The sequence below is a fragment of the Candidatus Spechtbacterales bacterium genome (assembly GCA_040879145.1).
Classification (GTDB): Bacteria; Patescibacteriota; Minisyncoccia; order Spechtbacterales; family 2-12-FULL-38-22; genus JAWVZY01.
The window spans coordinates 1-24,958 of sequence record JBBDKX010000017.1 but is presented as its reverse complement, the minus strand read 5'-3'; the positions used below and the strand labels follow the sequence as shown (position 1 = coordinate 24,958).

Sequence of the window (24,958 nt, the reverse complement as noted above, 5' to 3'; positions counted from 1 at the left end):
TTGTCCGACATTGAAAGTCAGCCCTACACAACCATTACATTTATATAAATAAATCAAATATCAATTCTTATGAGTGAATTTAATCATGTTGCAAAAAATCTTCAAGAAGAAAGGAAAGTAGTTTTTACTGCCCAATCTTGTAAGAACTTCCATCAAAGAATGTTAATTTGCAAGCACGCTTTTGAGCAAGGTGCAATTCCCATAAACCCATTTAATGTTTTCGGTTATTATCTCTATGAACTGGTTGAAAGAGATTTAGTTAGAAATGGAAATAATAACCTTATGAAAAGATGTGATGAATTATGGGTTTATGGAGAAATTAGTGATGGAGTTCTTGCTGAAATTCAAATGTTTAAGCGATTGGGCAAACCTATAAGATTTTTTGACATTTCAAAATTACCTAAAGAAATAAAAGAGATTTCTAAAGACGAATTGATATTTGAAGATGAAGTAAAAGAATTTGCTGATTCTATTTAACGGGCTGACTTTCAACGCAAGGGGACGCTGCGCTTTCCTCCCTTCGGGGAATATAACAAGGATTATGAGGTTACGAAGTCTTGCAGACTTCTCCACCCAAGTTGCTCCCTTTGGTCGCAACTTCTCATATCGGCAACGTTATGTGAAATATTACTCAGAAACAGAAACTTACCATGAACACAATCGAAGCATTTAAAACAGTCCGTGATGTGCCTTATAGAGTTCCCCTTGCTTTGAGGGAGAACGATGTTTGTTGTAGTGGAAAATGTAAGCTACTTAAAGACCTGTTTGAGAAGCAAGGATTAGAGGTCAGATATCGTGTCTGCACTTTTTTGTGGAGCTCAATTAATTTGCCTAAAGAAGTTTCAAGCGTTCCTCACGATGATAACAGTACACATGTTTGGCTTGAAGTACTTATCAACGATGAATGGATTATTGTCGATGCAACATGGGACAGTAGTCTAATAAATATTTTTCATGTTAATGAGTGGGACGGCAAATCAAATACTCAACCAGCCGTAGAGCCAATCGAAACATTTAGTCCACAAAAAAGTGCAGACATCATGAACAGCGAGAATGATGAAGATATACTAAATGATCTGAAAATAAACGGGAAATTCTATAAGGCATTTAATGGTTGGCTCGCTGAAAATCGTGTTTCTGTTTCTGAATAAAACTCAAGCCCTTCGGGTCGCCTAACACTGGCTATGCGGTTCCGCTACGCTCCACCCATATTGCTCTCTGCAATCGCAACTTCTCATACACGCAAACGTTAAGTGAAATTCAGAATTCGGGCACAAAGTATATAAATAAATACAAGTTAAATATTTTATTATGAAAATAAAAGAAGCACAAAACAAAATTAAAGGATTTGACATTGCTAGAGGTTGGGATAATAATTGGAACTTGAAAGATTTGTCATTAAACATAACTGAAGAAGTTGGTGAGTTTTGGGGTTTAATTAAATGGATAGATGATGAAAAACAAAAGGAAGTTATAGAAAATAAGAAAGAAGAAGCATCAGATTTTATTGGAGACACTTTATTTCTTCTATTGAAACTTTCTAACCAAATGAATATAGATGCATCACAAGCTCTACAAAACACACTCGATGAATATGAAAAAAGAATGCCCCCAGAAGTCATGAGAAAAGTTGGTCATGCGAACAAACTTGCAGGAGGACATGATAATAAAAATTTTAATCTTGAGGAAAATAAAGATTAATTGTGCCCGAATTCTGAACTCAAAATCCTTCGGATTTTGCCCCGCTGCGCTCTCCTCCTTTCAGTCGTCGGGGCGTATAACAAGGGATATACGGTTCAGAAATTTTGCATTATAATTAAATAAGGAAAGCAAAATTTCCTCTCCCAAATTTTTCCTTCACTACATTACGGAAAAACTTCTTTTATCCCGAAACGTTAAGTGAAATAACAATACATTCTTTCCGCCGCTAATGCGGCGGTTGGAAATCAGGGCAATTTTTTATTCATTATTTAATCAAAACCATATGAACACAGCAAAATTTCTCGAAGAAACCAAAGTATTGGAAAATAAACTGTACCAAAAGGCTGGCGACGAATCAGGAAGGATTGGCTTTCCAGTTTTAGTCAAACAGCTCGTAGGCACAGGACAAATTGACGAACAAATTGTGGCTGACCTTAAAAAACTTTGGAAACTTAGAAATAAAGTGTATTCAACACCAACACCAGATGACAATATCTCTAATGAAGCACAGGATTTGCTGGCTTCCTTAATTAGTAATCCTAAACTTCAATAATATGCCAGAATACAAGGAACCACAATTTGAAAGTGAAATTGAACAAGCCAAGCCTTCTGAAGAATCTCCACAACAACCCGAAAGAGAGTTAGCGCCCGATGAATTACGAGAGAAGTTGCGCGACCCAAATTTTTTGCCGACTCACGAGCAAATCACAAAGGCGTTTATAAATTGGGAACAATGGAGAGAGTTTTGTTTTGATAAAGAAAAGCCAGTTTTTGAATTTTTCAACGAGGAATATTTAAACGCCTTTGCTGATTACTTTGTCGGCAAAATCCAAGAACACGGCGCAAGCGAAGAAAAACCTCTCGTAATTCTTGAAATTGGTGCAGGCAACGGCAGGCTATCTCACTTTCTTCAACAAAAATTAGAGGAAAGAGCACCAGGAAAAACAAAAGTGGTAGCTACAGATTCAGGAGCATGGACGCTAAACAGTGATTTTCCCGTTGAGCAACTTAAACATGACGAGGCAATGGAAAAACATAATCCCGACATAGTGGTTTTCTCATGGATGCCTTATCAGGAGGACAGCTTAAAAGACATCAGAAAGTTCGATAGCGTTCAGGAATATATTTTAATCGGCGAAGCTGACGGAGGTTGTTGTGGAGATGAATGGGAAACATGGGGCCAATCTTGGTCTTTGGATGAGGACAATGAAAGCGGCGAACAAGTACCGCCATATGAAGCGGATGGTTTTGAAAGGAAAGATCTTGATGATTTAAGTGAATTGCAAATTTGTCGCATAGATGATCCCGGCAGTTATTATCATTCAAGCACAGTTTCTTTCAAAAGGAAAAAATAATGAAAAAAATTGCCCTGATTTCGTATTCCTCCCTTCGGTCGGGATTAAAAATGTATTATTACATCGCACAACAGCGTGTATGAGGCTAAGGCTTTTTACAAAAGCCTTAGCCCAAATTGCTTCGCAACTTCTCATACACGCAAACGCTAAGCGACATTTTTAATTTTAGCTAAATATATAAACTCCAATTTATTTTGATATACATATGAACAACATTTTGATTTTAGGTTCGCTTCCAAAAACCGAAGAGGAAACGAAACTTTACAATTCAATTATTGAGATTGCTCAAGATTTTGCAACAACTGTAAAATCACCAATTGATACTGCTAAGTTCAATGGAACTGAGCAAGAGAGATATGAACGAGCTTTTCAAACTGTAAAAGAAGCTGATTTAGTGATTGGTGAACAAAGCCAGCCTTCGACAGGTCAAGGTATGGAAATTAGAGATTGTGCAATTCACAATAAACCTTTGATCGTTGTTGCAAAAGAAGGAAGTAAAGTTTCTGAATTGGTAAAAGGTTGTCCAATTACAAAAGAGATTATTTATTATCAAAATATTGAAGACCTAAAATCAAAATTGAAGAATTCTATCGCACAGTTCTAACACCCGAATTAAAAAACGTCACTTAACACAGAATATGCGGTTTCGCTCGGTTGCACCTCACTTCATCCATATTTGGCGGTTGTGTTGCTTCGCGATATTATACAGCCAGTAAACTTCTCATACATGCGAATGTTATGTGAAATTTTAAAACGATTTTTCTAAATACAAAACGACAGTATTTCAAGAAATAACTTTATATAACTTAGGCAATTTACATTTTGTATGAATTATTTAAACGTAGTATTAATGCATGGCAAGGACACTAATCCAAACCAAAAATGGTATCCTTGGTTAAAATCTGAAATGCAAAAAAATGATATTGAATTTCAAGCCCCATTCCTGCCAAAAGCAGATGATCCAGAAATCAAGGAATGGTTGGCAGAATTAGATAAAACTAAACCAAATGAAAATTCTATTTTGATTGGACACTCTCGTGGAGGTGTCGCGATTTTAAGATGGCTTGAAATTCAACCTGAAAATTTCAGAGTTAAAAAAGTTGTTTTGGTTGGAACTAATTCAGGGCATTCTGAGAAAATGAATAAAATTGAAAACAACAAAGGATTTTATTCAAAAGAAGGGTTTGATTTTGCAAAAATAAGAAATCATTGCGATAACTTTGTTGTTTTGCATTCCAAAGATGACGAGTGGGTCCCATTTTCTGCTGGAGAAGAAAACGCAAAAGGTTTAGATGCTAAGTTTCTAAAATTTGAAGATAGAGGTCACTTTGGAAGTAAATTGCCTAAGCAAGAAATTCCTGAATTGTTAGATGAGGTCCTGTCTACTAAATAAGAAAAATTGTTTTAAAACTATTCCTCCCTTCGGTCGGGATTAAAAATGTATTATTACATCGCACAACAGCGTGTATGAGGCTAAGGCTTTTTACAAAAGCCTTAGCCCAAATTGCTTCGCAACTTCTCATACACGCAAACGCTAAGCGACATTTTTAATTTTAGCTAAATATATAAACTCCAATTTATTTTGATATACATATGAACAACATTTTGATTTTAGGTTCGCTTCCAAAAAACGAAGAACAAAAGAACACTTTTTATTCAATTTTTTAGCAGACTAATTACTTTCTTCAAAAGCTTGTTATGCCAAAGGACATCAGAAAAATTGTCGAAGAGGGATACGAGAAAGGCGATTATGCCGGCAAATTTCGCATAAGCTCCACACCAAATGAGATGGAGCGATATTTTTTGGATCGTCTTGTCAAGGAAGTTAGCCAGCAGGGCAGAGTTCTTGATTTTGGCTGCGGTATTGGCATACCATTCGACAACTATTTGATTGAAAAAGGTCTTGATGTAACAGGAATTGATATTTCGCAAAAACATATCGAGCAGGCAAAGAAAAATGTGCCCCAAGCAAAGTTTGTTAAAGGAGACTTTTCTAAATATGATTTTGCAGCAGGAGACTTTGACGCAATTATTTCTTTCTACGCTATTTTTCATATTCCCAGAGAAGAACATCAAGACCTTTTTTCTAAGATGCACACCTTGCTTAAGGAGAGCGGAGTTATTCTCATAACTCTGGGGACATCTGGCTCTGAATACGGAGAAGAGCAAGATTGGTGCGGTGCTCCAATGGCGTGGAGTACGTACGAGCCAGAAGAGTACAAAAAGATCATCACCAACGCGGGATTTAAAATCGTTGAAGAAAAGTATGAAGGGCAATCTGGTGACGAAGAGTTTCATTATTGGGTTATAGCTAAGAAATAAAATGGTGTTGAATTTGCCGCCAAAGAAAAACTTGAAATTGTTAATGTTCACGGCTCCGCTACAATAAACTCATGATAAAGAGTATGTAATAGTGTATAACAATTTTAGCAGATATTTGCTTTGACAGTAATTTTGCCGAATCCTTCGACAGACTCAGGATTCCTGTCCTGTGGATAACTTTAATTGACTTAATATTCATAAGCACGCTATACTGTTTATGAGGACGGAAAGAGGACTTCGGTCCAACTTCCATCCTCATATGAAAAACTTCGCCTTGTGCGAGGTTTTTCATTTATATAAATATGAAGCAATTACTACAAAATAAAAATCGGCAATTATATTGCCGATTTTTTGTGCGATTATTTACAAAGAACAAATTTATTTGCCAGTATTTTAACCGCTTTTCGTACGTCTTTTCTTGCGACGTATATATGCATTATTATACCTGATGTAACAGTTCCATATATCTCAACATCTTCTTTTTCAAGCGCTTCAGATTCTATGCTTGAATGGTGGCTTTCAGGGTCAAGCATTGTATCCAAAAGTGTGATAAGAGCAACGGCGTGGGCTTCTACACCCTCGGAGTTAACAGAGAAGTGTTCTGCAATACTTATTACACTCTTTTCCATGGACTCGTCTACAAAGAGTGTGAAATGCTGTCTTCCGCCTGAACGCACCTCTATCTTATCGTTAAAGCGTATACCTCTGGAGTGAAACTCACGGAAGAGGTTTGCTCGCGTTTTGTTATCTGCCGGCATTTCAAAACTAACCATAGATACACTTTCTTTGACAGGCATTGCCCGAAAACCGCTACCACTTTTTTCGTGTAGACTTGCCGATATTTTTGTCTCATCCAGGCCCTTGAGAGAACCAAAAGTAAGTTCTACCTTGTTTTTCCATGCCAATTCAACAGCTTTTCGCATTATGAACTGATCATTTTGAGGCAGATACTCTAAAAACCTAAGAGCTTGCTCGTATGTCATGTGAGGTATTTTTTTGGGACTTCCCACAAGCTTTGGCGAGACAGCGTAGATGGTAGGAGCGCTTTTTACAAAATAGAGAGGCGCATTGTAGCACCGGGCTATTTCAACAGCTATCAGGTCTGTAGAGTTGCGTCCGAGCGCGGCAAGCGCGGGAGTGCTTTTACCGGCCCCCGCTGTGGTGTGAATCCCTACATATCCGGGAATAATTACAACATCTACAGAAGATTCTGTTACTTCATGCTTGAAAAGCTCCTCATTTGCCCCAATTAGGGTACAATTTTCCGGATCTTTTCCTGTTACTCGAAGGTCTATATCCCAAGGTGATACAAACTTGGCTTTTAAACCCATACTCAGTAATTCTTCCTGCATGGTATGTGCCGAGTGAAATTCTCCCGAAAGAGCGACATATTCAAGTTGCCACCATTTACTGGAGTAGATTTCTCCAGCCTCTTCCCAGAGCCGGTTGGTTTCTCCTTCTTTCGCGCTTATTACTACAACAATTGGTTTTTCTGCTATCCGGACCTGTTCAGCAATTTTCTTTGCTATGTGGGTGTAATCTTTGTCATTCTTTAGGCTTGACCCGCCTATTTTTAGTACCAATCTGTTTGTCATCCTGTGTTTCCTCCTTGTTATAGAACTATGGATAAAATACCAACAATTTAGTGTTAAGTCAATTTAATAATATGTGTATGCAAAAAGCGCCACGTAATACGTGGCGCTTGCCTGCCAAGAGGCAGGGTTGCTGCTTATGGTCCGGCTATCGGCATTGATGTATTCAATACCGCCGTACCGTAGCGAAAGAACTGCTGCATGAAGATTGATGCCTCATAAAAAACGGGTGAGAACATTATCTTCAAGGCTACGAGCAGCAGTATAATACCTATAGCTTTGAACATGGTATTAGGCGCAGGGGGTTTTTATGTAAACGGGCGACTAATAGGCCTCTAAGTATAGTTTGAATTCCGTTTAGCGGAGTGAATATTTTCCATAGCCTAGGCCTGAAGAGTGAAATGCACAGATGTGCATGAGCGATAAAAACGAAGGATATGGAAAATATACACCCGCCCTACGGGAAGCAAAAGAATAAACCGTCTGCGTTGTTGCTTGTCGCTAACGATGCTTAAGCATCGTGTCGCTCCGCGCGCCTAACATCCGATTCATTCTTTTGCTTCTAAATCTGAATTCAAACTATACTTAGAGGCCTAGTCAGCTACTGCTCGTAGCTTCCCTCCTGCCCTGGAGTTTCAGCCCCAAGGCAGAAGGGAAGTATGGTATTATACATTAATTTTATAAAAATGTCAAAAAACATGAACAAAGTGTGTTATAATTAAGATATGATTAAGAAATATATAGATAAATATCTGGATAGGGTAGTGGACGAAGGCGCAAAAACCTTAAAACAGGTAAGATTAACCCTTTTGCTTATTGGGATTGGGGTGGTAGTATTTTTTGTGGGAATTTTGTCTCTTATAGGATACTTAATTACAAAGTTAGTTTGAATCAATAGCTCAACCGCCTGCCTGTGCGTAAGTATGCAGACAGGGTGATAGTCAGGGTTTACATTTTGAATTTGCGGTAGTATCATAATAAAGTATAGTCCCAATTGTTTAAATAATAGCGTTTTTCATATTACATGACATGGCTCCTCAGGACTCAGTTGAGGAAATAAAAAATCGTTTAGATATAAAAGAGGTTATTAGCGATTATATTCGTGTTGAAAAAAGCGGAATAAACTACAGAGCTCTTTGCCCATTTCATCAGGAAAAAACCCCTTCTTTTTTTATATCGCCAACGCGCCAGATTTGGCGATGTTTTGGTTGTGGAGTAGGGGGGGATATGTTCACTTTTGTGCAACAGATAGAGGGCTCGGATTTTCCCGAGGCTTTGCAGATGTTGGCAAAGAAGGCGGGGGTGGAGATACGTAGGCAGGACCCTAGGGTTTACAGCGCTAAAAATAAGAGTTTAGAAATATGCGAGCTTACGGCAAAATATTTTAGACACAGCCTGCTTGAATCAAAAAACGGGCAAAGAGTAGCGGAGTATTTAAAAGAGAGGGGTATAAACGAAAAAGCCGGCGAGGAGTTTATGTTGGGATATGCCTCGTCTGATTCAAAAAAATTATTAGAGTTACTGGACAAAAAAGGATACTCTCTTAATGATGTTGTTGTCGCGGGTGTGGCATTTAAGATTGAAAGATCGGGGGAATATGTAAGCAGGTACAGAGACAGGATAATTTTTCCAATTTTTAACACCAATGGAAATGTCGTAGCATTTGGAGCCCGCAAGTTACCGCCGGAACTTGCCGAAGCAATGGGAAAGAGTGTTTCTGATGAGGCGGCAAAATATATAAATAGCCCGCAAACTAATATTTACGATAAAAGCAATATTCTTTATGGTTTAGATAAAGCAAAAATAGCAATTAGACAGAGTGATTCCTGTATAATAGTTGAGGGATACACAGACGTTATTTTAGCCCACCAGGAAGGATTTAAAAATGTTGTAGCATCATCCGGCACAGCCCTGACAGAAAACCAACTGGATCTTATTGGTCGGTTTACCAAAAACTTACTAACATCTTTTGATATGGACTCAGCGGGGGACTTAGCAACTCGCAGAGGCATAGAACTTGCGCAATCAATAGGATTTGATGTTAAAGTAATATCTTTGGATAGCGATAGCGATCCGGCAGAGATTATTGCCAAAGACCCCAAACAGTGGGAAAAGGCATTAGAAAACACAAAAAGCATTACTCAGTTTTATTTTGACAGCACTTTTGGTAAGTTTGACTCAAAAACGGCGGAGGGAAAAAGAGAAATAGTAAAAGAGATAGCACCTATATTAAAAAATATTCCAAGCAAGATAGAACAAGCCCATTGGGTTCAGGAAGCCGCAGTTCGTCTTGGTTCAAAAGAAGACATCATATGGGAGGATATAAAAAATTTTAAAGAAGATTCAAACAAATCGGTTACCGGTAAAAAAGAGAAACCCCCAAAAGAAAAACCCAGTAGAAAAGCGGGACTTAAGCGCCAGATATTGGTACACATATTTAAGAAACCGGAACTCATTGAACACACAATAAACACACTTTCCGACATAAACAGTGAAGATAATGATTTACAAATTTTATACAATATACAAAAAGCGGAAAAAAAGAACATAGTAGATAGTTTAGAGGGAGATGATAAAAAATTTGTTGAAGAACTTCTTTTTGAAAGCGAGGCATTTCCCCAGGAGTATTCGGAACAAGGGTTAAACTCTCTTTTGGTGGAGTATCGTAAAATTATCCTGGATGAAGAAAAGAGCCGTTTAGAAGGAGAAATTAACGAAGGTGAAAGTCAGGGAAAAGACGTCAGTAATCTTATTGAAATGTTCCAACAAAAAGCACAACAGAGGTCGAAATTAAATTAAGTTTGCGCATTAATTTTATGCCAAAAAAGTCTACAAGTAAAAAAACCACAACCGCAAAGAAGGGAAAAACAGCGCAGAAACGAAAGAAAACCTCCGGAGCCCGCTCAACAGGTTCCGCAAAAACCACAAAAACCGCTCCAAAAAAGCGGAGTACTACGCAAACGCGTAAAACTGCAACCCAAAAAGGTTCAGTTCAAAAAAGTTCAGCACAAATAAGGGCACTAAATGCCAAAAGCATAAAAAAGAAATCAAGAAGAAAGCCTTTAAAGGCGGAGGAGTACAGAAGGACAGATTTTAAGCGCACTTGGGAAAAGGGAGTTGAAGCGCTTTTTGAACGCGGACTTCAGCGAGGGTTTGTTACTTATAACGAAATATTACATTTTATACCTAAAGCTGAAACCGATATTGAAAGTTTAGAGCTTTTGTACGACGAGCTCGCAAATAACAGCATCAAGGTAAAAGAATCGCAGGATCTTTTACAAAGCGATGAAGACAAGGAAACAACTACAAAATTTGAAAATGTTGATTTTGACCGGCTTCCCTTTGATTCTGTACAGGCATATCTGCGTGAGATAGGGCGAGTGCCGTTTCTTACCGCTGATGAAGAAAAAGAACTCGCAAGAAGAATAGAAGAAGAAGATGAAGAAGCGCGCAAAAAACTGGCTTTAGCAAACCTGCGCCTCGTTGTGAGTATTGCTAAAAAGTATGTAGGACGAAGCCCCAGCTTAACTCTTTTGGATTTGATACAGGAAGGTAATATCGGTTTATTTAAAGCAGTAGAAAAATTTGATTATCGCAAGGGATATAAATTTTCCACATATGCTACCTGGTGGATACGCCAAGCTGTAACCCGCGCTCTTGCTGACCAAGCAAGAACCATAAGAATACCTGTACACATGGTAGAGACCATATCAAAGTATACTCAAATAAAAAGAAGTTTACTTCAGGATTTGGGACGCGACCCGCTCCCTGAGGAAATAGCTTCCGAAATGGGCATACCCATAGAGAAAGTTCGCCACATACAAAAAATATCCCAGGACATAGTCTCACTGGAGGCTCCTGTGGGAGAAGATAGTGATGAATCAAGCGTACTTGGTGAGTTTGTTAAAGATGAAAAAGAACTTTCGCCTAAAGTTGTTGCGGGGCGCGAGCTTCTTCGTGAGCGCCTTAACGACATTATAAGCGATCTTTCCGCAAGAGAACAAAGAATACTTCGCATGCGTTTTGGTTTAGAGGATGGAGTCACCCACACCCTTGAAGAGGTCGGAAAAGAGTTTGGAGTTACACGTGAGCGAATACGCCAAATTGAAGCAAAAGCGCTGGAAAAGATACGAAAACACGATAGAGCAAAAACCTTAGAGGGCTATTAAAAAACGGGGCATATGCCCCGTTTTTTAATAGCCCTCTAAATGGTTATATGGTTTTGCTCACTTCGTTCCCTGACTGTTAAATGGTTTTCGCTTTTTCATTAACTATTTAGCCATGCAGCTATTTAACCATTCATATAATACTTCCCATTATATTCAACTCATCTTCTAGTAGGCGAGTAATAAGGAAGTTTTCCTTAACTGTTTTATGCGCGGCCTTTCCCATTTTTTCAGCCAGACCTTCTTCTTTTACTCTTTTAATATAATTCTACCACAGCCCAATTAAAGTTTCCTTGTGTAAAACCGCGGTTTTTTTAAGGTTGTTAGCAGGCTTTAAGCTATAGTATTATAAGTATAAGGCTTTGTGTTACCACAAATAGCGCAGATTTCTAAAGGTAAACTATGAAAAAAACAAAACACAGTCCTCTTGACGATAAAATCAATGAACTGGCATTAGCGCTCTCAGAGAAAAAAGGATTGGTTTTTAAAAAAGATCCGGCTGAAAAGTACTATGATGAGCTAATATCGGGGGTTAAGAATACAAACAAACTTTTTAAAGACCTGGTCAAAACTGTCTCCGAATTAAAACATCTCACACATGAAGTTGAGTGGCTTTTTGATAATTTTTATCTTATTAACAAATCAGTTAAGGATATTTTAGAAAATGCTAACAAAAAAGGTTTAAAAAAACTGCCTTTTACCGGTTACCAAAATAAATATGTTCCCAGAATATATTTTATACTCCTGGAATTTTTAAATCTTACAGAAAACGACCTTAAAAGAGAGACTCTATTTAATTTTATAGAAAGTTACCAGAAAAAAGCTCCGCTTTCCGTTACGGAGTTGCGGGCAATTCCTTTATTTTTAAAAATTATTTTAGTTGAAAAATCCAGCGCGCTTGTATCAGTATCCACCTCTTTTTTCAAAGAATACGAGGAGGCAGAAAAATGGTTTAAAATAATAAAAAAGGAGGTAAAAAAAGATAAAACAAAGTACCCCGAGATTACAAGCCGTCTTGTAAAGAATTTTGGAATAATACCTGTAAATTTTGGCTACCATTTATTACCGCTTTTGTCCGCGGAAGGCAAAGACATGAAGCCCATAGTTAGGTGGCTGAAGTCTAATTTCTTAAAACAAGGAATACCGGTTGAAGACTTATCCAGTCTGGAAAGCAAAAAAAGAGATAAACACATGCGCTTGCTTGGGAATATTGTTAATGGTTTAAGGTGGACCAACCAGGTACGTTGGGAAAAATTTGAAAGCAGTATCAACGTAGTAGACAAAGTCTTAAGCAAAGACCCATCCGGAGTGTTTAGTTCCTGTGATGACAAAACACTAGGAAGCTACAGGGAAGTAATTTTACAGATAGCGGAGAGAACAGGAATAGATGAAAGCGAGGTTGCAAAAACAGCTGTTAGTCTTTCAAAAAGAGAGTTCAAAGAATCTGTAAAAACTGATACCCACAGTGCAAACCACGCCGATGGACATGTGGGTTACTATCTTGTTGATAAGGGTAGGGCAGAGTTAGAAAAAAGAACCGGTTATAAACACACTGTTACTGAAAAGATTTATCGATTTATTTTGGATAATGCTACTCCAATATATTTTGGTTTAGTTGGGTTGTTTACTGTTTTTTTAAGCGCTGTGTGGGGGTTTATTCTTGCTTTGCACACCCCTCTTTCCAATCATCTTATAGCAGTGGTTGTCACTGTTTCCCTGTTGTTAAATGTTGAGGTTGTTGTTTACTTACTTGGCGCGATTGTTGCTAAATTTTTACCGTCAAAAAGATTGCCCAGAATAGATTATCTTAAAGGCTCTGCCAAACCTCCGGATACTGTCGTGGTGATACCGTCCATGTTCAGAGATAAAGATTCTCTTGAGCGCATAGTATCCAGATTAGAAACTCATTTTTTGGGCAACTCCAATGAAAATTTATATTTCGCGCTTCTTTTAGATTTTCAGGATGATTCAAAAGAAAAAGCATCCAAAGACCAGGCTCAAGTTGAAGCGGCAGAAGAAGGGATAAGGCGCTTGAATGAAAAATATTCTCCTGAAAAACAAAGATTTTTTGTTTTTTATAGAAAAAGAGTATGGAACAGCCACGAAGGAGTTTTTATGGGATGGGAAAGAAAACGCGGAAAACTTAAAGAGTTTGGCAAATTATTATTAGGTAATAAAGAAACCTCCTTTATTACTAAAGATGATGTACACAAACTTTCAAAAGTTAAATATGTAATTACCTTAGACGAAGACACAGAGCTGCCTCGTGAAACAGCGCTGGAACTTGTAGGAACCATTAATCATCCTTTGAACAGAGCTGTTTTGGATAAAAACGATGAAGTCGTAAGAGGATACGGCATTATTCAGCCCCGTATAGCAATTAGATTTTCAACATCCAAAAAAACTTATTTTTCAAGGCTTTTTTCTTATGCTCCCGGTATAGATTCTTATTCTAATCCTGTATCAGACCTATACCAGGATCTTTTTGGCTCTGCAATTTTTTACGGTAAAGGAATTTATGATTTGAATGTTGTAGAAAAAACGATAGGTGAAAAAATACCGGAAAACATTGTATTAAGCCACGATCTTTTAGAGGGTCTTTACTCAAAAACGGGATTTGCCGGTGATATTCATCTTTTTGAGAACTTTTTAGGAAGCTACCATGAATATACATTGCGGCTTCACCGCTGGATAAGAGGTGATTGGCAAATAATTTCCTGGCTTAAAAAAAGAAGTGGTAAAAAATCCAAAGCTAACAATTTTGGACTTCTTGATAAGTGGAGAATCTTTGACAACTTAAGAAGAAGTTCTAACCCTATCGCGATTACATTGTTGTTACTAATTGCCTGGGTTTTTTCTCCCGGAAACTCCGTTTATTTGCATGTATACGCGATAGCTGTCATATCCTTACCTCTTTTCTGGCCCTATTTAATAAGTTTTATATCATGGAAAAAAAACACAACAGTTGCATGGAGGATAAAAGCAAGAATAAAAGATTTTTTTAGGCTCGTATTTAATGTTCTAACAAGAGCCATGTTTACGCTTCATCACGCTTTAATTTCCGCGGACGCGATAGCACGTTCCTTGTTTAGGGTTTATGTGACAAGAAAGCACGCTTTACAGTGGAAAGCGTCGGAGGACATTTCCCACAAACTTAAAGATTCGCTATGGGAAACCTATCGCAACATGTGGCAAGTTCAAGTTTTATCAATTGCCGGAATAATTATTTCTTTCGTGGGTAATTTATCCGATCCCTTTATTATGTTCTGGTTGGGTATATTTTTTGTTTCCCCAACAGCTTCGCTTTTGTTAAGTAAGGGTGGTAAAAATAATATTTCTTTTGTAGCTGAGGATAATGAGTTTTTGCATCTTGTGGCAGGTAAAACTTATAGATATTTTATGAAGTTTTCCGGTAAAGAGAATAACTGGCTTGCGGTGGATAGATTTCAGGAAGAACCAAGAGTTAAAAGTGTGCATACTAAATCTGTGACATCCCCCACAAACATAGGAATGCAGCTTGTCGCATTTTTATCAGCGTATGATTTGGGTTTTATGGGTTTACGAGAACTTGCAGATAAGCTTTCAAATACTTTTGAAAGCTTATCTGCAATGGATAGGTATCGTGGGCATTTTTATAACTGGTACGATGTTAAAACATTAAAACCCCTTCCGCCTTTTTATGTTTCAAGCGTGGACAGCGCAAATATGCTGATGTCCCTACTTGCGCTAAAAGAAGGGTTAAAAGAAATACTAAACAAACCGATTGCAGTGCAAAAAAATGTTGTCGGACTTGGTAATATTTTAAAATTAACACTCCTTGATTCAAACAACTTAGTAAGGGAAAAAAATCTTCCCAAAGATGTTAGGAAAATAGTAGGTTACATAAAAAAAGAAGCGGAAGCAGCACTGCATATACTTAACAACGGAAATAACATCTCAAACACGGATGATCTGGAAGCTTTGTTTACATCTGTTTTAAAACACGAACGTAATATGAACAAGCGAATATTTGAGCTTAGAACTATTTCCGGTGGCGAATCTGTGCTGGATATATATTTATCTATAGAACATTTCAGTAAACTCTTAGAGGAGAGTACGAAGGACATAACAGGGCTTTTGCCGTTTTGTCTACTGCCGCATAGCCGCCCATTTGAAAGCAACAAAAACAACGGTAATGATTTTTACGCAATATATCAAAAACTTTATGAGTTGCTTGACACCCCGCCTTCTATAAAAGATATGGCCTCCGCGGAACTCAAAAAGAGTGTTGTCGCGCTTGATTTTCCGGAAGTTGTTTCAAATTCAAAGCTTCAAGATGTCGAAAAGGAAGCTCTTATACAGTGGTATCAAAATCTTTTGCACTCTCTTGAAAGCGCTGAAAAGAAATCAGCTGAAATAAAAGAAATGTTTGAAAACATAAACTTTATGGCTGAAAGATTTTTTGATGAGGCCGATTTTAATTTCTTTTATAACGAAGAGAGGGGGTTGTTTCACATCGGATATAATGCTGCATTTGAAAAGCATGACAATTCTTTTTATGACTTTTTAGCATCGGAATCTAACAGTATAAGCTTTATCGCAATTATTAAGGGTCACGTACCTAAAAAGCACTGGTTTTATCTTGATAGAAAAGCTGCCAGATATGACAAAGAACCTGTTTTGTTATCTTGGGGCGGATCGTTGTTTGAATACCTTACATCACTATTGTTTTATGAAGTTCATCCCAATAGTCTGTTGGGTCAAGCCGCTTCATCTGCTATTGAGACACACATAAGTTACGGCAAAAAGAATAGAACTCCGTGGGGAATAGGGGAATCCGCTTACAGCGTCACTAATGAGAATGGTGAATATAAATATCAAATCTTTGGAGTACCCGGCCTGGGACTCAAGAGAGGGTTGGGAGAGTATCTTGTTGTGTCTCCATACACATCAGCGCTTTCATTGATTTTTAAACCTAAAAAGGCTGTAAAAAATCTAAAAAGACTATATCGGTCAGGATCGTGGGGGTGGTACGGTTTCTATGATTCACTGGACTACACCGGAACAAAAGAAGGTTTTGGAAAAAGAAAATCTGTTCCGGTTAAAATTCACTATGCTCACCACCAAGGATTTATACTTGCGGCACTGAACAATGCCCTAAACGATAAAAGGATACACAAGCTTTTTCACGCAGATCCTAGAGTTCAAACAGCAGAATTTCTTTTTGAAGAAAGGCCTATACACGTTCTACCTAAACAGGAATTGCAAACAATTGCTGACTATACAGTGAAACGACCCGCAATAAAGGATTTAGGAATGTATGCTACGCGCTATGTGCCTCTTAAAACCACACTACCAACATATGCCTTTCTTTCAAATGGACGGTACTCTGTATCTGTTAGTAATGCGGGTAGTGGCTTGTCTAAATGGGGAGATATTAACCTGACAAGATTTAGAGAAGACTATACTTTGGAAAATTACGGCAGTTTTTTTGTTTTTCATGACGAGGAAACAGGGAACAAATGGTCTCCAACGATACAGCCGCTAAAAACTTACGGGAAGCAGAATAAGATAATTTTTTCAGAAAATAAAGCGGAATTTCATCGCCTAAACAACGGTATAAAAAGTATTATGAAGGTCGCCGTTTCCCAGGAAGATGATGCGGAAGTGAGGCAAATTACTTTAATCAATCAAGGCAAACAATCAAGAAAATTGTCTGTGTCAAGCTTTGGGGAAGTTGCTATGACACTTGGAGAACTGGACAGAAGCCACTCTCTTTTTCAAAGGCTTTTTGTAAGTTCAAAGTTTATTAAAAATTTTAACTCACTTATGTTCAGTAGAAAACATGTTTCCAAAGAAGGTAAAAAAATATTTTTTACACATATTTTATCATCCTCAACTCTTGGAAAGGACGTGGATAATGTTTTTTATGGACGCCACAGGGAAAGTTTTTATGGAAAAAGAAGTCGCGCCGGTAGTCCTTCTTCAGGTTTAACTCAATCCAATGAATCAGACAATCTTCCTGAATACACACTCGATCCAAGTTTTTCACTTCAAAAATCATTTACTCTAAAACCGGGTGGAAAAAAGGATGTGGTTTTTGTAAATACAGCATCCGGGAGCAAGGAGGAGGCAATGAGGTTGATGGAAAAATATTCCAACCAAAGAAACGCCGTATCTGTAGTTGAAAAAGCATCGCGTTCTCATGCTGAAGAATTAAAAAAAATCGGAATTTCCTACAACCAAGCGCTTATCTTTCAAGAGCTTGCATCTATAATACTATCTTCCAAAGACAAGGCGTATGTGGGCGACACAGCAACACTTTCAGAGTCCTATACAGGTTCTCTGTGGCGTCATGGAATTTCAGGTGTTCTTCCTATTCTTTTAGTCAAAGTTAAGGATGTTGAAGGCATACCCGTTGTCAAAGAAATCCTGCTCTTTCACAGGTATATGAAGTATAAGGGTGTAAAAATAGACATTTTGATATTAAATGAATATCCCGCGAGTTATATAAAAGTCCTTGATGATGAAATAGACTTCTTAATTAGGTATAGTTCAACTGAAAGTGATGAATCGCAAGATGGAAAAATATACCATATAAAATCGGAGTTAATATCTAATTCTGATAAACAAGCGCTACTTGCTTCAGCTAAGTTGGTTGTGGATAGTAAGAAAGGCGGGATAGATAATCAAATAAAGTCTATAAGAGTAAAGTCCGACATTAGTAAAATACCCAAACTTCACCCTAAAGACGAGGCTGAAGTGGAAGCAAATATTTCTAAAATGCGCCCTAAAAATCTACTTTATGATAACGGCTATGGAGGGTTTCACTCAAAAACGGGGGAGTATATAGCGTATGTTTCAAAAGATAACATACCTCCCGCGCCTTGGGTTAACATTGTGGCTAATAAAGACTTCGGGTTTATTATTGATGAAAGCGGAAATACATACACTTGGGCGGAAAATAGTTATGAGGGACGCGTTACTAATCGTATAGATGAACAGCTTTTGGATACAAGTAGCGAAATTTTGTACTTGAGAGATGAAAATACAGGAGAAGTTTGGAATCCGACCCCGGCACCCATCAGAGACGGATATGGTTATACAGTAAAACATGGATACGGTTATACGTCCTTCTCTCACACAAGAAAAGGACTAGACCATCTTTTGACTGTTTATACCCCACAAGAAGATAAAGTTAAAATTTTTAATCTTAAAATTAAAAATAATTCCAAGAACAAAAAACGGCTTTCTTTATTCTCTTATTTTGATCTTGCATTAGGAAAAGATGACAGCAGGCAATTCCACAACATATACAAAGATACAGAGGTGGAGGCCATTTTTGCCGAAAACCCTTTTAGAAGTAATTTTTGGGATAGCAACTACAAAAGCAGGGTAGCTATTGATATGAATTCCGGAGATTTCACCTATACAGGAGATAGGGTAGAGTTTGTCGGCCGGCATGGAGATATGACATCTCCCAAAGCGCTCGGCAAGCAATTTCTTTCTAACAACTCTTCTCCTATGGCGGACAATTGCGCAGCTCTTCAGTCTGTGTTTGAAATTAACCCTAATGAAGAAAAAGAGATATCAGTTATAGTGGCTGAGGGAGGCACCGAAGAAGCTCTGCGAAAATTAATTAAAAAATACCGCGATAGCGGGGTGATAAAAGAGGAGTTGGTAAAAGTTTCTAAAAAATGGGATGACGCTCTCGGTGCCATAACTGTTAATAGCCCTGATGAGTCTTTAAATCTTCTTTTTAATAAGTGGCTGTTATATCAATCTCTATCTTCAAGAATGCTTGCCAGGACGGGGTTTTATCAGCCGTCAGGAGCATTTGGTTTCCGAGACCAACTTCAGGACTCACTGGCCTTTTTGTGGAGCAATCCATCTGTAACAAAAGATATGATACTCCGGGCGGCAGCCAGGCAATTTGAAGAAGGTGATGTATTAAACTGGTGGCACGAACATACTAATTTTGGTATAAGAACACTATTTTCCGACCAGCACCTGTGGCTGCCATATGTCGTTATAGAGTACATAAAAGTCACGAATGATTTTTCTATTTTGGAAGAAAAGGCCCACTTCTTAAAGGGTCCGAGTGTTGCTTTTGACGGAGCGCATAAGTGGACAGGGATTCCGCAAGTTTCAGATGAGGTAGGCACAATACATGAACATGTTATTAAGGCAATTGAAAAAGGATTTCAGTTCGGTGAACATGGTATCCCGCTTATCGGTGGCGGAGATTGGAATGACGGACTGGACAACACGGGAATAAAAGGAAAAGGAGAGAGTATATGGCTTGGCTGGTTCCTTGCAAAAATACTAGTTGATTTTTCAAAAATACTGGAAAAGAAAGGGGATAATTTAAGGGCAGATAAGTGTAAGGACATATCTGTAAGTATAGTAAATTCAATTGAACGTCACGGATGGGATGGAGAGTGGTACAAAAGGGCATACCACGATTCAGGTGTTGTCTTAGGTTCTGTTGTAAACAAAGAATTTAAAATAGACTCTTTGGTTCAGTCATGGTCTGTAATTTCCGGTCTTGGAAAAAAGGATAGAGCAAAAACAGCTCTTGAGTCAGCAATGAACATGCTTTCTCCTAACGGCGAATTAATGAGGCTTATCTCTCCCCCTGTTACAGATTTTCCGGTAAATATAGGATACATAAAAGAGTATCCTCCGGGTGTCAGGGAGAATGCTTCTCAGTACAACCACGCGGCAATTTGGTTTTGCGAAGCTCTTGCAAGAACAGGCCAAGGGGATAATGCTTATAAAATATTTAATCTTATAAACCCAATACAAAGATCAGCCGACAAAGAAAAAGCCGATGAATACAGAGTAGAACCTTACGCGATAGCCTCAGATATTTATTCCGAACCAAATTATAAAAACAGGGGAGGATGGACATGGTACACAGGTTCCGCGGGGCTTTTATACAGAGTAATTCTTGAAAATATTTTAGGTGTAAAAATCAGAGGCAACAAATTGTTCCTCAATCCCGTTCTACCGACAGACTGGAATGGATGTGAAATAAACTACAAATACGGTTCATCAGTTTATAAAATAGAGCTTAAGCAAACATCTTCAGCAAATACGATAAACGAACTAAAGTTAGACGGCAAAAAAACAGAAGAACCACACGTTGCACTTATAGACGACGGCAAAGAACACTTAGTTGAGTACTCTTTTGAACACAGGGAGTAAACCTGAATAATACTCATTACCTAATCTAATGCACAGCCCGGGTTGCGCATTAGATTTTTATTGAGTCATTTACTGTATGTTCGCCAACTCTGGTTCGTTTTAAGCTTAAGAGAACAGCGCCTATCTGCGCCGTGCTTTGCGCGGTAGGCAGGCCTGTGCCTAATTTTTCACCCACATCGTGAGCGATTGAGCGAATATAAGTTCCGCTTGAGCAGGCAACTTTTATTTTAATAACCGAAAAATCATCTGTATTGGAGTTTTCAAGCAGTTCTTTCCACGCGTTTTTTATCTCCTCCTGTCTAAAATCTCCCCGCACGGAGTCAACCTTTTCTGTAATCTGTTTTACAAGGACACTTTTTTTAATACTTGAATTTTCCACAAGCTCTATTTTGTATATTTGAACTGTCTTTTTTGGTATCTCAATCTCATCCAACCGTCCATTTCTTGCCCACCAAAAAAGCGGCTTGCCTTTTACTCTTCGCGAAGAATACGGCGGAAATGAAAATGTATACTCACCCTTAAATTCTTCCAGTAATGTGAAGAGGGTTTGACGACTTCGCTCCGAAGAGCTCCTGGACTGAAGCTGAGCTTGGTCCCCGTTAGGAGTTTTGCGCCGAGAGCGCAGCGGTGTATTTTCGGACATTCGGCTGAGCTCAGTCGAAGCCCTGGAAAAATCCGACCGCGGTACTTGGGACGAAGATTTTTTTGTCTCTGCTGCTGGAATACCCAAAACATCATATGTATCTGTGGAAACACCAAATAAAATATCCGCTTCGTACTCTTTATCTAAATCCCAATATTTCTCCTGTTGTTTTAGTTCGTCTCCAACCAAAACCAGAAGCACCCCCTCAGCCAAAGGGTCCAATCTTCCCGCGTATGTCATTTTTAACCCATCATATTTGGGATGCTCTTCTCGAAATAATTTAACCGCTTCAAGTGGTGTCATTCCCGCGGGCTTATATATGTTCAAAACTTCTTCCATCAACTATTCATATACCACGTTTTTGTATATAATAGAAATATATGCTAAAGACACTAAAAGAGGTAGCTTACTCTCAAAACGACCTTATTGTTAAAATTTTAGCTGATTCTGCTGAAAGCAGAGCAAGCGATATACACATAGACCCGACAAAAACAGAGTTAATAATACTTACAACCTAATTTGTGAACGAAGTGCCTGCCTGCCGTGCTAGCGTAGCGGCGCAGGTAGGAACAAATATAATGAATAAAATAACATTATTATTATCAGCTATTGCTATCGTAGGCATATTTGCCTTCGGTTTTTACCTTATGCCAAACGACAACCAAGAAAACACAGACATCAATTCTAAAGAAAGTATAAACACAGTGACAAACCCTGTAGTTACATTAAAAACCACAGAAGGTGATATAAAACTTGAGCTTTTTGTGGACAAGATGCCGATAACAGCAGGTAATTTTTTGAAACTCGCGCGGGAAGATTTCTATGATAATACAAAATTCCACAGGGTTATAGAAGGGTTTATGATTCAGGGCGGAGACCCCAACTCTAAAGGGGACAACACCTCTGTATACGGACAAGGGGGTCCCGGATACACCATAGAAGATGAATTTGTAGCAGGATTGTCTAATGTGCGAGGTACCATATCTATGGCAAACACAGGCCAGCTAAATTCAGGTGGCAGTCAGTTTTTTATAAATCACGCAGATAATTTAGCTCTGGATTTTGACAAGCAGCCTCTGACAAGTAAGCATCCTGTATTTGGAAAAGTAATTGAAGGAATGGATGTAGTTGATGTAATAGCCGCTGTTGCCACAGACGTCAGGGACATACCCGTAGAACCTGTAGTAATAGAAGATATTCTAATTGAGGAGTAAAAATTTTATCTCTTCAACTTTAATTTAAAAAGACCCCTTTAAGGGGGTCTTTTTTGTTTTTCATGATATAATAAACTTATATACTAATGCACGGTTTTAGGTTTTAACTTAAAAAGCTAATTCCTAAGACCTAAATCCTAAACTATGGCTAAAAGAAAAAATTCTCCAATTGCCGCTACATCTTATCTCGTCTTTTTCCTTCCTCTTTTTATGCGCAAAAGAAAAGATGATTTTTTGAATTTCCACGTTCGCCAGGGAGCTTGGCTCTTTGTTGTTGCTCTGGCACTTCGGGGTTTCTTTTCTCTTTGGGCATTGTGGAACTTACCGCTGGTATCTGCTCTTGGAGTGTTGATTGGAGCGTTTCTTGTGGCAATGGCAGCAATAGGTATGATAACTGCAATGCGGGGGGAAGAAAAACCTCTGCCTTTTATTGGAAAATTTGCTCCAAAATTTTTCTAAAAATTTTGTTGTAACAATCAAATAAAAAACGGGCTAAAACATAAGCCCGTTTTTTATAACACAGAGTATCTGTCTTTAGAAAAATTTTTATCTTTTTTTCTTCAACTTTATTCCGCGCCTTTTCTTTTTCCTATCTTGTCTTTTTTTATTTTTCCATCCTATTCCCATAATTAAATATTTTTAAACGTATAGTAAACCTTACTCATTGTGAACTACATTCTATCACAAAAACCCTTCACTGTCCAGCGTGAAACTAAAAAACACATGCCAAAAATTGACATTGAGTGTGTTTTGTGCTACAATCTAAAAAGTTACTTCGGGTAAACAGCCCGTAGACATAATGGAGGGAAGACAATGAAGTCTGCCAAGTATCGGGTAATTGGAATCGGATTGGTGATTGCACTCTCGGGAGTGCTGGCAAGCTGCCAACAAAATGATGCAAATGTCGCATCACGCAACCTTTCGCAGGCTGCGGATATGTTTGAAATTAACCGTCGGGTAGTTTTTTTCAACGGAATCACCGACACCTATCTACTTTTAGTAGAAGGACGGTGCTCCATTAAAGCTGATACGGTAGACGGTCAGCTTGAGGTCACCTGCAAAGTCGGACCCAATAAGTACAAAAAGCACTTCCTGGGATTGAGCGACAACGTGTCCTACTTCGTTGAGCAACTTGATGAAGCAGATGTTAGTGTATATCACTATCGCGTGATATTCAAACCGCAAACCATCGTTCCTGATATTGATTACAGGAGCAGTTCCTCCGACGAATAAGGGAAACTGTCCAACCAAGTCCCTTGTGGTTCATCCACTCGGGGCTTTTTATTTGTAAACATAATATAAAAAAACCGCTAATTTTAGCGGTTTCCAAAGGTACTTCTCTCATCGAATGTATTTATATTTCTACGTTTAATTTAAGATTAAACGCTGCTTTCTGACATAGAGCGACATAAGGTCCAAAGACCATTGTTGGTGGTTGTCAACAATAAGTGCCTCGCGGGCTTGTTCTGGTGTCATCCCATGTTGCTGGAGATGATTTATCATTACCATGTCTTCTTCATCAGCGTATTCACTAATACTGAAACCCAAATTACCCTCACGCATAAACATTTCATTTTGCACGGCAACATCGAAGTCATTCGAGTCGTAATACAACTGACATCCATGTCTACCCAGGTATCCACCACATCCACACCTGTCTTTTTCGGTGCGATGATTCTGCTTGAAATATTGCGCATAACGCCCATTCTTAAACCAGTTGCTAAGTTTGTTAAGCATTGAGACCTCCTAATCTTCTTGTGCTTAGATAGATTATATTATGTTTTTTAAAAATATCTATATTTATCCCAAAAAGATGCACTAAAAGCTAAAACCTGTAACATGCTTGCGAATAGCACGGTTCAGAGCCTTCAGTTCTTCAATGGGTAAATTCTTACCCTCAGATTCACATTGCCTTTTAAACCTTGCAACTCCAAGCCTCACATGCCTTCCCAAATCGGGAAGAGTAGAGATATGTACTTCAATTTCAGAAAGGAATTCTTCATCCCAAGAGGGTCTTACAATGCCCAATCTCCATAGGAGTATTTTCCACAAGGGCGCATCTGCAAATTTTTCTGCCTCTTCAATATAGTGGTTTCTCACATCTTCTATTTTGGATTGCACATCCATGTTTTACCTCCTTAACGAACTAAACAAAAATTACCACAAATTAATGCGGTAGTCAAATGACTCCGCGAGTAGGATGAGAACCGCTATTATAACAAAAAGGCGCCGGCATTGCCCGTTGCGCCTTTATTGGGAATTTAGAAGATCTGCCTTAGAATAACTTTGACCTCACTGCTTGTGAGATCTAAGATATCCGAGGCAACTTTTTTCATATCCTCCAAAAACTTTTCCCTTTGAGCCCATATCTGGGGCGAAAGCCCGGAGTGCGGTGCAGGCGTAGTCAGTAATCCAAAAACTTTCACAAAAGGCCAGATGGCCCTTTGTTTGTAAATGAACGTAAGGTCTGGACCTGCTGACCGCAGCCGATAACCATTCTCCTCAAATACATCATTAAGCGTACTCAGTATAAGTCTAGGGTTATAAGTAGTGAACGGCATGTCATCCTCCTTCTTTGCCTCGCCGTAGTTTTAGCGAAGGCAGGTCGTTTGAGTGCTAGACTAGATATAATACAGTAAAACTGTGATTTAGTCAATCTCGTTACGACGGCCGTCGTTGTACAGGAGTGTCTTCATCCCTTTTATTGTATCAACTTTTTTTCAAAGAAAATCCAGAACAAGAATGAGATGCGTTTCCGCTTTTATCTTATTAAGAG

The 24,958-nt window shown here is 38.4% G+C and carries 21 protein-coding genes; 16 read left to right on the top strand and 5 right to left on the bottom strand.

All coding sequences use genetic code 11. From position 1 onward, the window contains the following. The first annotated feature begins 69 nt into the window (after positions 1–69). From WDZ40_01710 to WDZ40_01675, 8 genes are all read left to right on the top strand, one after another. Positions 70–477, top strand: coding sequence for a hypothetical protein (locus tag WDZ40_01710; protein ID MEX0877563.1), 408 nt, complete (start codon positions 70–72; stop codon positions 475–477). Positions 478–650: 173 nt separating this feature from the next. Continuing rightward, complete coding sequence (locus tag WDZ40_01705; protein MEX0877562.1) at positions 651–1,151, top strand: hypothetical protein; 501 nt, start codon at positions 651–653, stop codon at positions 1,149–1,151. A gap of 160 nt (positions 1,152–1,311) precedes the next feature. Continuing rightward, positions 1,312–1,701: a MazG nucleotide pyrophosphohydrolase domain-containing protein gene (locus WDZ40_01700; protein ID MEX0877561.1), complete on the top strand. Its 390-nt coding sequence runs from the start codon at positions 1,312–1,314 to the stop codon at positions 1,699–1,701. Between the two features lie 283 nt (positions 1,702–1,984). After that, positions 1,985–2,254, top strand: coding sequence for a hypothetical protein (locus WDZ40_01695; GenBank protein ID MEX0877560.1), 270 nt, complete (start codon positions 1,985–1,987; stop codon positions 2,252–2,254). 1 nt (position 2,255) lies between these two features. Continuing rightward, positions 2,256–3,056 carry a hypothetical protein gene (locus WDZ40_01690; GenBank protein ID MEX0877559.1) on the top strand — a complete coding sequence of 267 codons (801 nt, stop codon included), beginning with the start codon at positions 2,256–2,258 and terminating at the stop codon, positions 3,054–3,056. A 205-nt stretch (positions 3,057–3,261) separates the two neighbouring features. Next, a complete protein-coding gene (locus WDZ40_01685) occupies positions 3,262–3,660 on the top strand; it encodes a hypothetical protein (protein MEX0877558.1) in 399 nt (132 codons plus the stop codon). Between the two features lie 222 nt (positions 3,661–3,882). Continuing rightward, entirely contained in the window at positions 3,883–4,449 is a 567-nt protein-coding gene (locus WDZ40_01680) for an alpha/beta hydrolase (protein MEX0877557.1), read from the top strand. A gap of 305 nt (positions 4,450–4,754) precedes the next feature. Continuing rightward, a complete protein-coding gene (locus WDZ40_01675; GenBank protein MEX0877556.1) occupies positions 4,755–5,378 on the top strand; it encodes a class I SAM-dependent methyltransferase in 624 nt (207 codons plus the stop codon). A 359-nt stretch (positions 5,379–5,737) separates the two neighbouring features. On the opposite strand, the gene WDZ40_01670 is transcribed toward WDZ40_01675, so the two are convergent. Then, positions 5,738–6,973, bottom strand: coding sequence for a hypothetical protein (locus WDZ40_01670; protein MEX0877555.1), 1,236 nt, complete (start codon positions 6,971–6,973; stop codon positions 5,738–5,740). A 722-nt stretch (positions 6,974–7,695) separates the two neighbouring features. On the opposite strand from WDZ40_01670, the gene WDZ40_01665 reads away from it, so the two are divergent. The 4 genes from WDZ40_01665 (at position 7,696) to WDZ40_01650 (ending at position 20,325) form a co-directional block, all read left to right on the top strand. Further along, positions 7,696–7,860 (top strand): hypothetical protein, encoded by a 165-nt coding sequence (locus WDZ40_01665; protein MEX0877554.1) that lies wholly within the window; start codon positions 7,696–7,698, stop codon positions 7,858–7,860. A 139-nt stretch (positions 7,861–7,999) separates the two neighbouring features. Then, entirely contained in the window at positions 8,000–9,769 is a 1,770-nt protein-coding gene (dnaG, locus tag WDZ40_01660) for a DNA primase (GenBank protein MEX0877553.1), read from the top strand. A gap of 17 nt (positions 9,770–9,786) precedes the next feature. Then, positions 9,787–11,139, top strand: coding sequence for a sigma-70 family RNA polymerase sigma factor (locus WDZ40_01655; GenBank protein ID MEX0877552.1), 1,353 nt, complete (start codon positions 9,787–9,789; stop codon positions 11,137–11,139). Positions 11,140–11,538: 399 nt separating this feature from the next. Continuing rightward, positions 11,539–20,325 carry a glucoamylase family protein gene (locus WDZ40_01650; protein MEX0877551.1) on the top strand — a complete coding sequence of 2,929 codons (8,787 nt, stop codon included), beginning with the start codon at positions 11,539–11,541 and terminating at the stop codon, positions 20,323–20,325. 49 nt (positions 20,326–20,374) lie between these two features. Here the strand turns inward: WDZ40_01650 and WDZ40_01645 are convergent, their stop codons facing one another. Further along, positions 20,375–21,307 carry a hypothetical protein gene (locus tag WDZ40_01645; GenBank protein MEX0877550.1) on the bottom strand — a complete coding sequence of 311 codons (933 nt, stop codon included), beginning with the start codon at positions 21,305–21,307 and terminating at the stop codon, positions 20,375–20,377. A 41-nt stretch (positions 21,308–21,348) separates the two neighbouring features. Between WDZ40_01645 and WDZ40_01640 the strand changes: the two genes are divergently transcribed. From WDZ40_01640 to WDZ40_01625, 4 genes are all read left to right on the top strand, one after another. Continuing rightward, positions 21,349–21,486 (top strand): hypothetical protein, encoded by a 138-nt coding sequence (locus WDZ40_01640; protein MEX0877549.1) that lies wholly within the window; start codon positions 21,349–21,351, stop codon positions 21,484–21,486. 60 nt (positions 21,487–21,546) lie between these two features. Continuing rightward, positions 21,547–22,182: a peptidylprolyl isomerase gene (locus WDZ40_01635; GenBank protein ID MEX0877548.1), complete on the top strand. Its 636-nt coding sequence runs from the start codon at positions 21,547–21,549 to the stop codon at positions 22,180–22,182. A 144-nt stretch (positions 22,183–22,326) separates the two neighbouring features. Beyond that, positions 22,327–22,641: a hypothetical protein gene (locus WDZ40_01630; protein MEX0877547.1), complete on the top strand. Its 315-nt coding sequence runs from the start codon at positions 22,327–22,329 to the stop codon at positions 22,639–22,641. A 354-nt stretch (positions 22,642–22,995) separates the two neighbouring features. Further along, complete coding sequence (locus WDZ40_01625) at positions 22,996–23,415, top strand: hypothetical protein (protein MEX0877546.1); 420 nt, start codon at positions 22,996–22,998, stop codon at positions 23,413–23,415. Between the two features lie 135 nt (positions 23,416–23,550). On the opposite strand, the gene WDZ40_01620 is transcribed toward WDZ40_01625, so the two are convergent. From WDZ40_01620 to WDZ40_01610, 3 genes are all read right to left on the bottom strand, one after another. Then, positions 23,551–23,919, bottom strand: a complete 369-nt coding sequence (locus tag WDZ40_01620; GenBank protein ID MEX0877545.1) for a hypothetical protein — start codon at positions 23,917–23,919, stop codon at positions 23,551–23,553. A gap of 81 nt (positions 23,920–24,000) precedes the next feature. Further along, the gene (locus WDZ40_01615; protein MEX0877544.1) at positions 24,001–24,309 is read right to left on the bottom strand and encodes a hypothetical protein; all 309 of its coding nucleotides are present in this window, start codon (positions 24,307–24,309) and stop codon (positions 24,001–24,003) included. A 134-nt stretch (positions 24,310–24,443) separates the two neighbouring features. Continuing rightward, positions 24,444–24,743 (bottom strand): hypothetical protein, encoded by a 300-nt coding sequence (locus tag WDZ40_01610; GenBank protein ID MEX0877543.1) that lies wholly within the window; start codon positions 24,741–24,743, stop codon positions 24,444–24,446. Positions 24,744–24,958 lie beyond the last annotated feature (215 nt).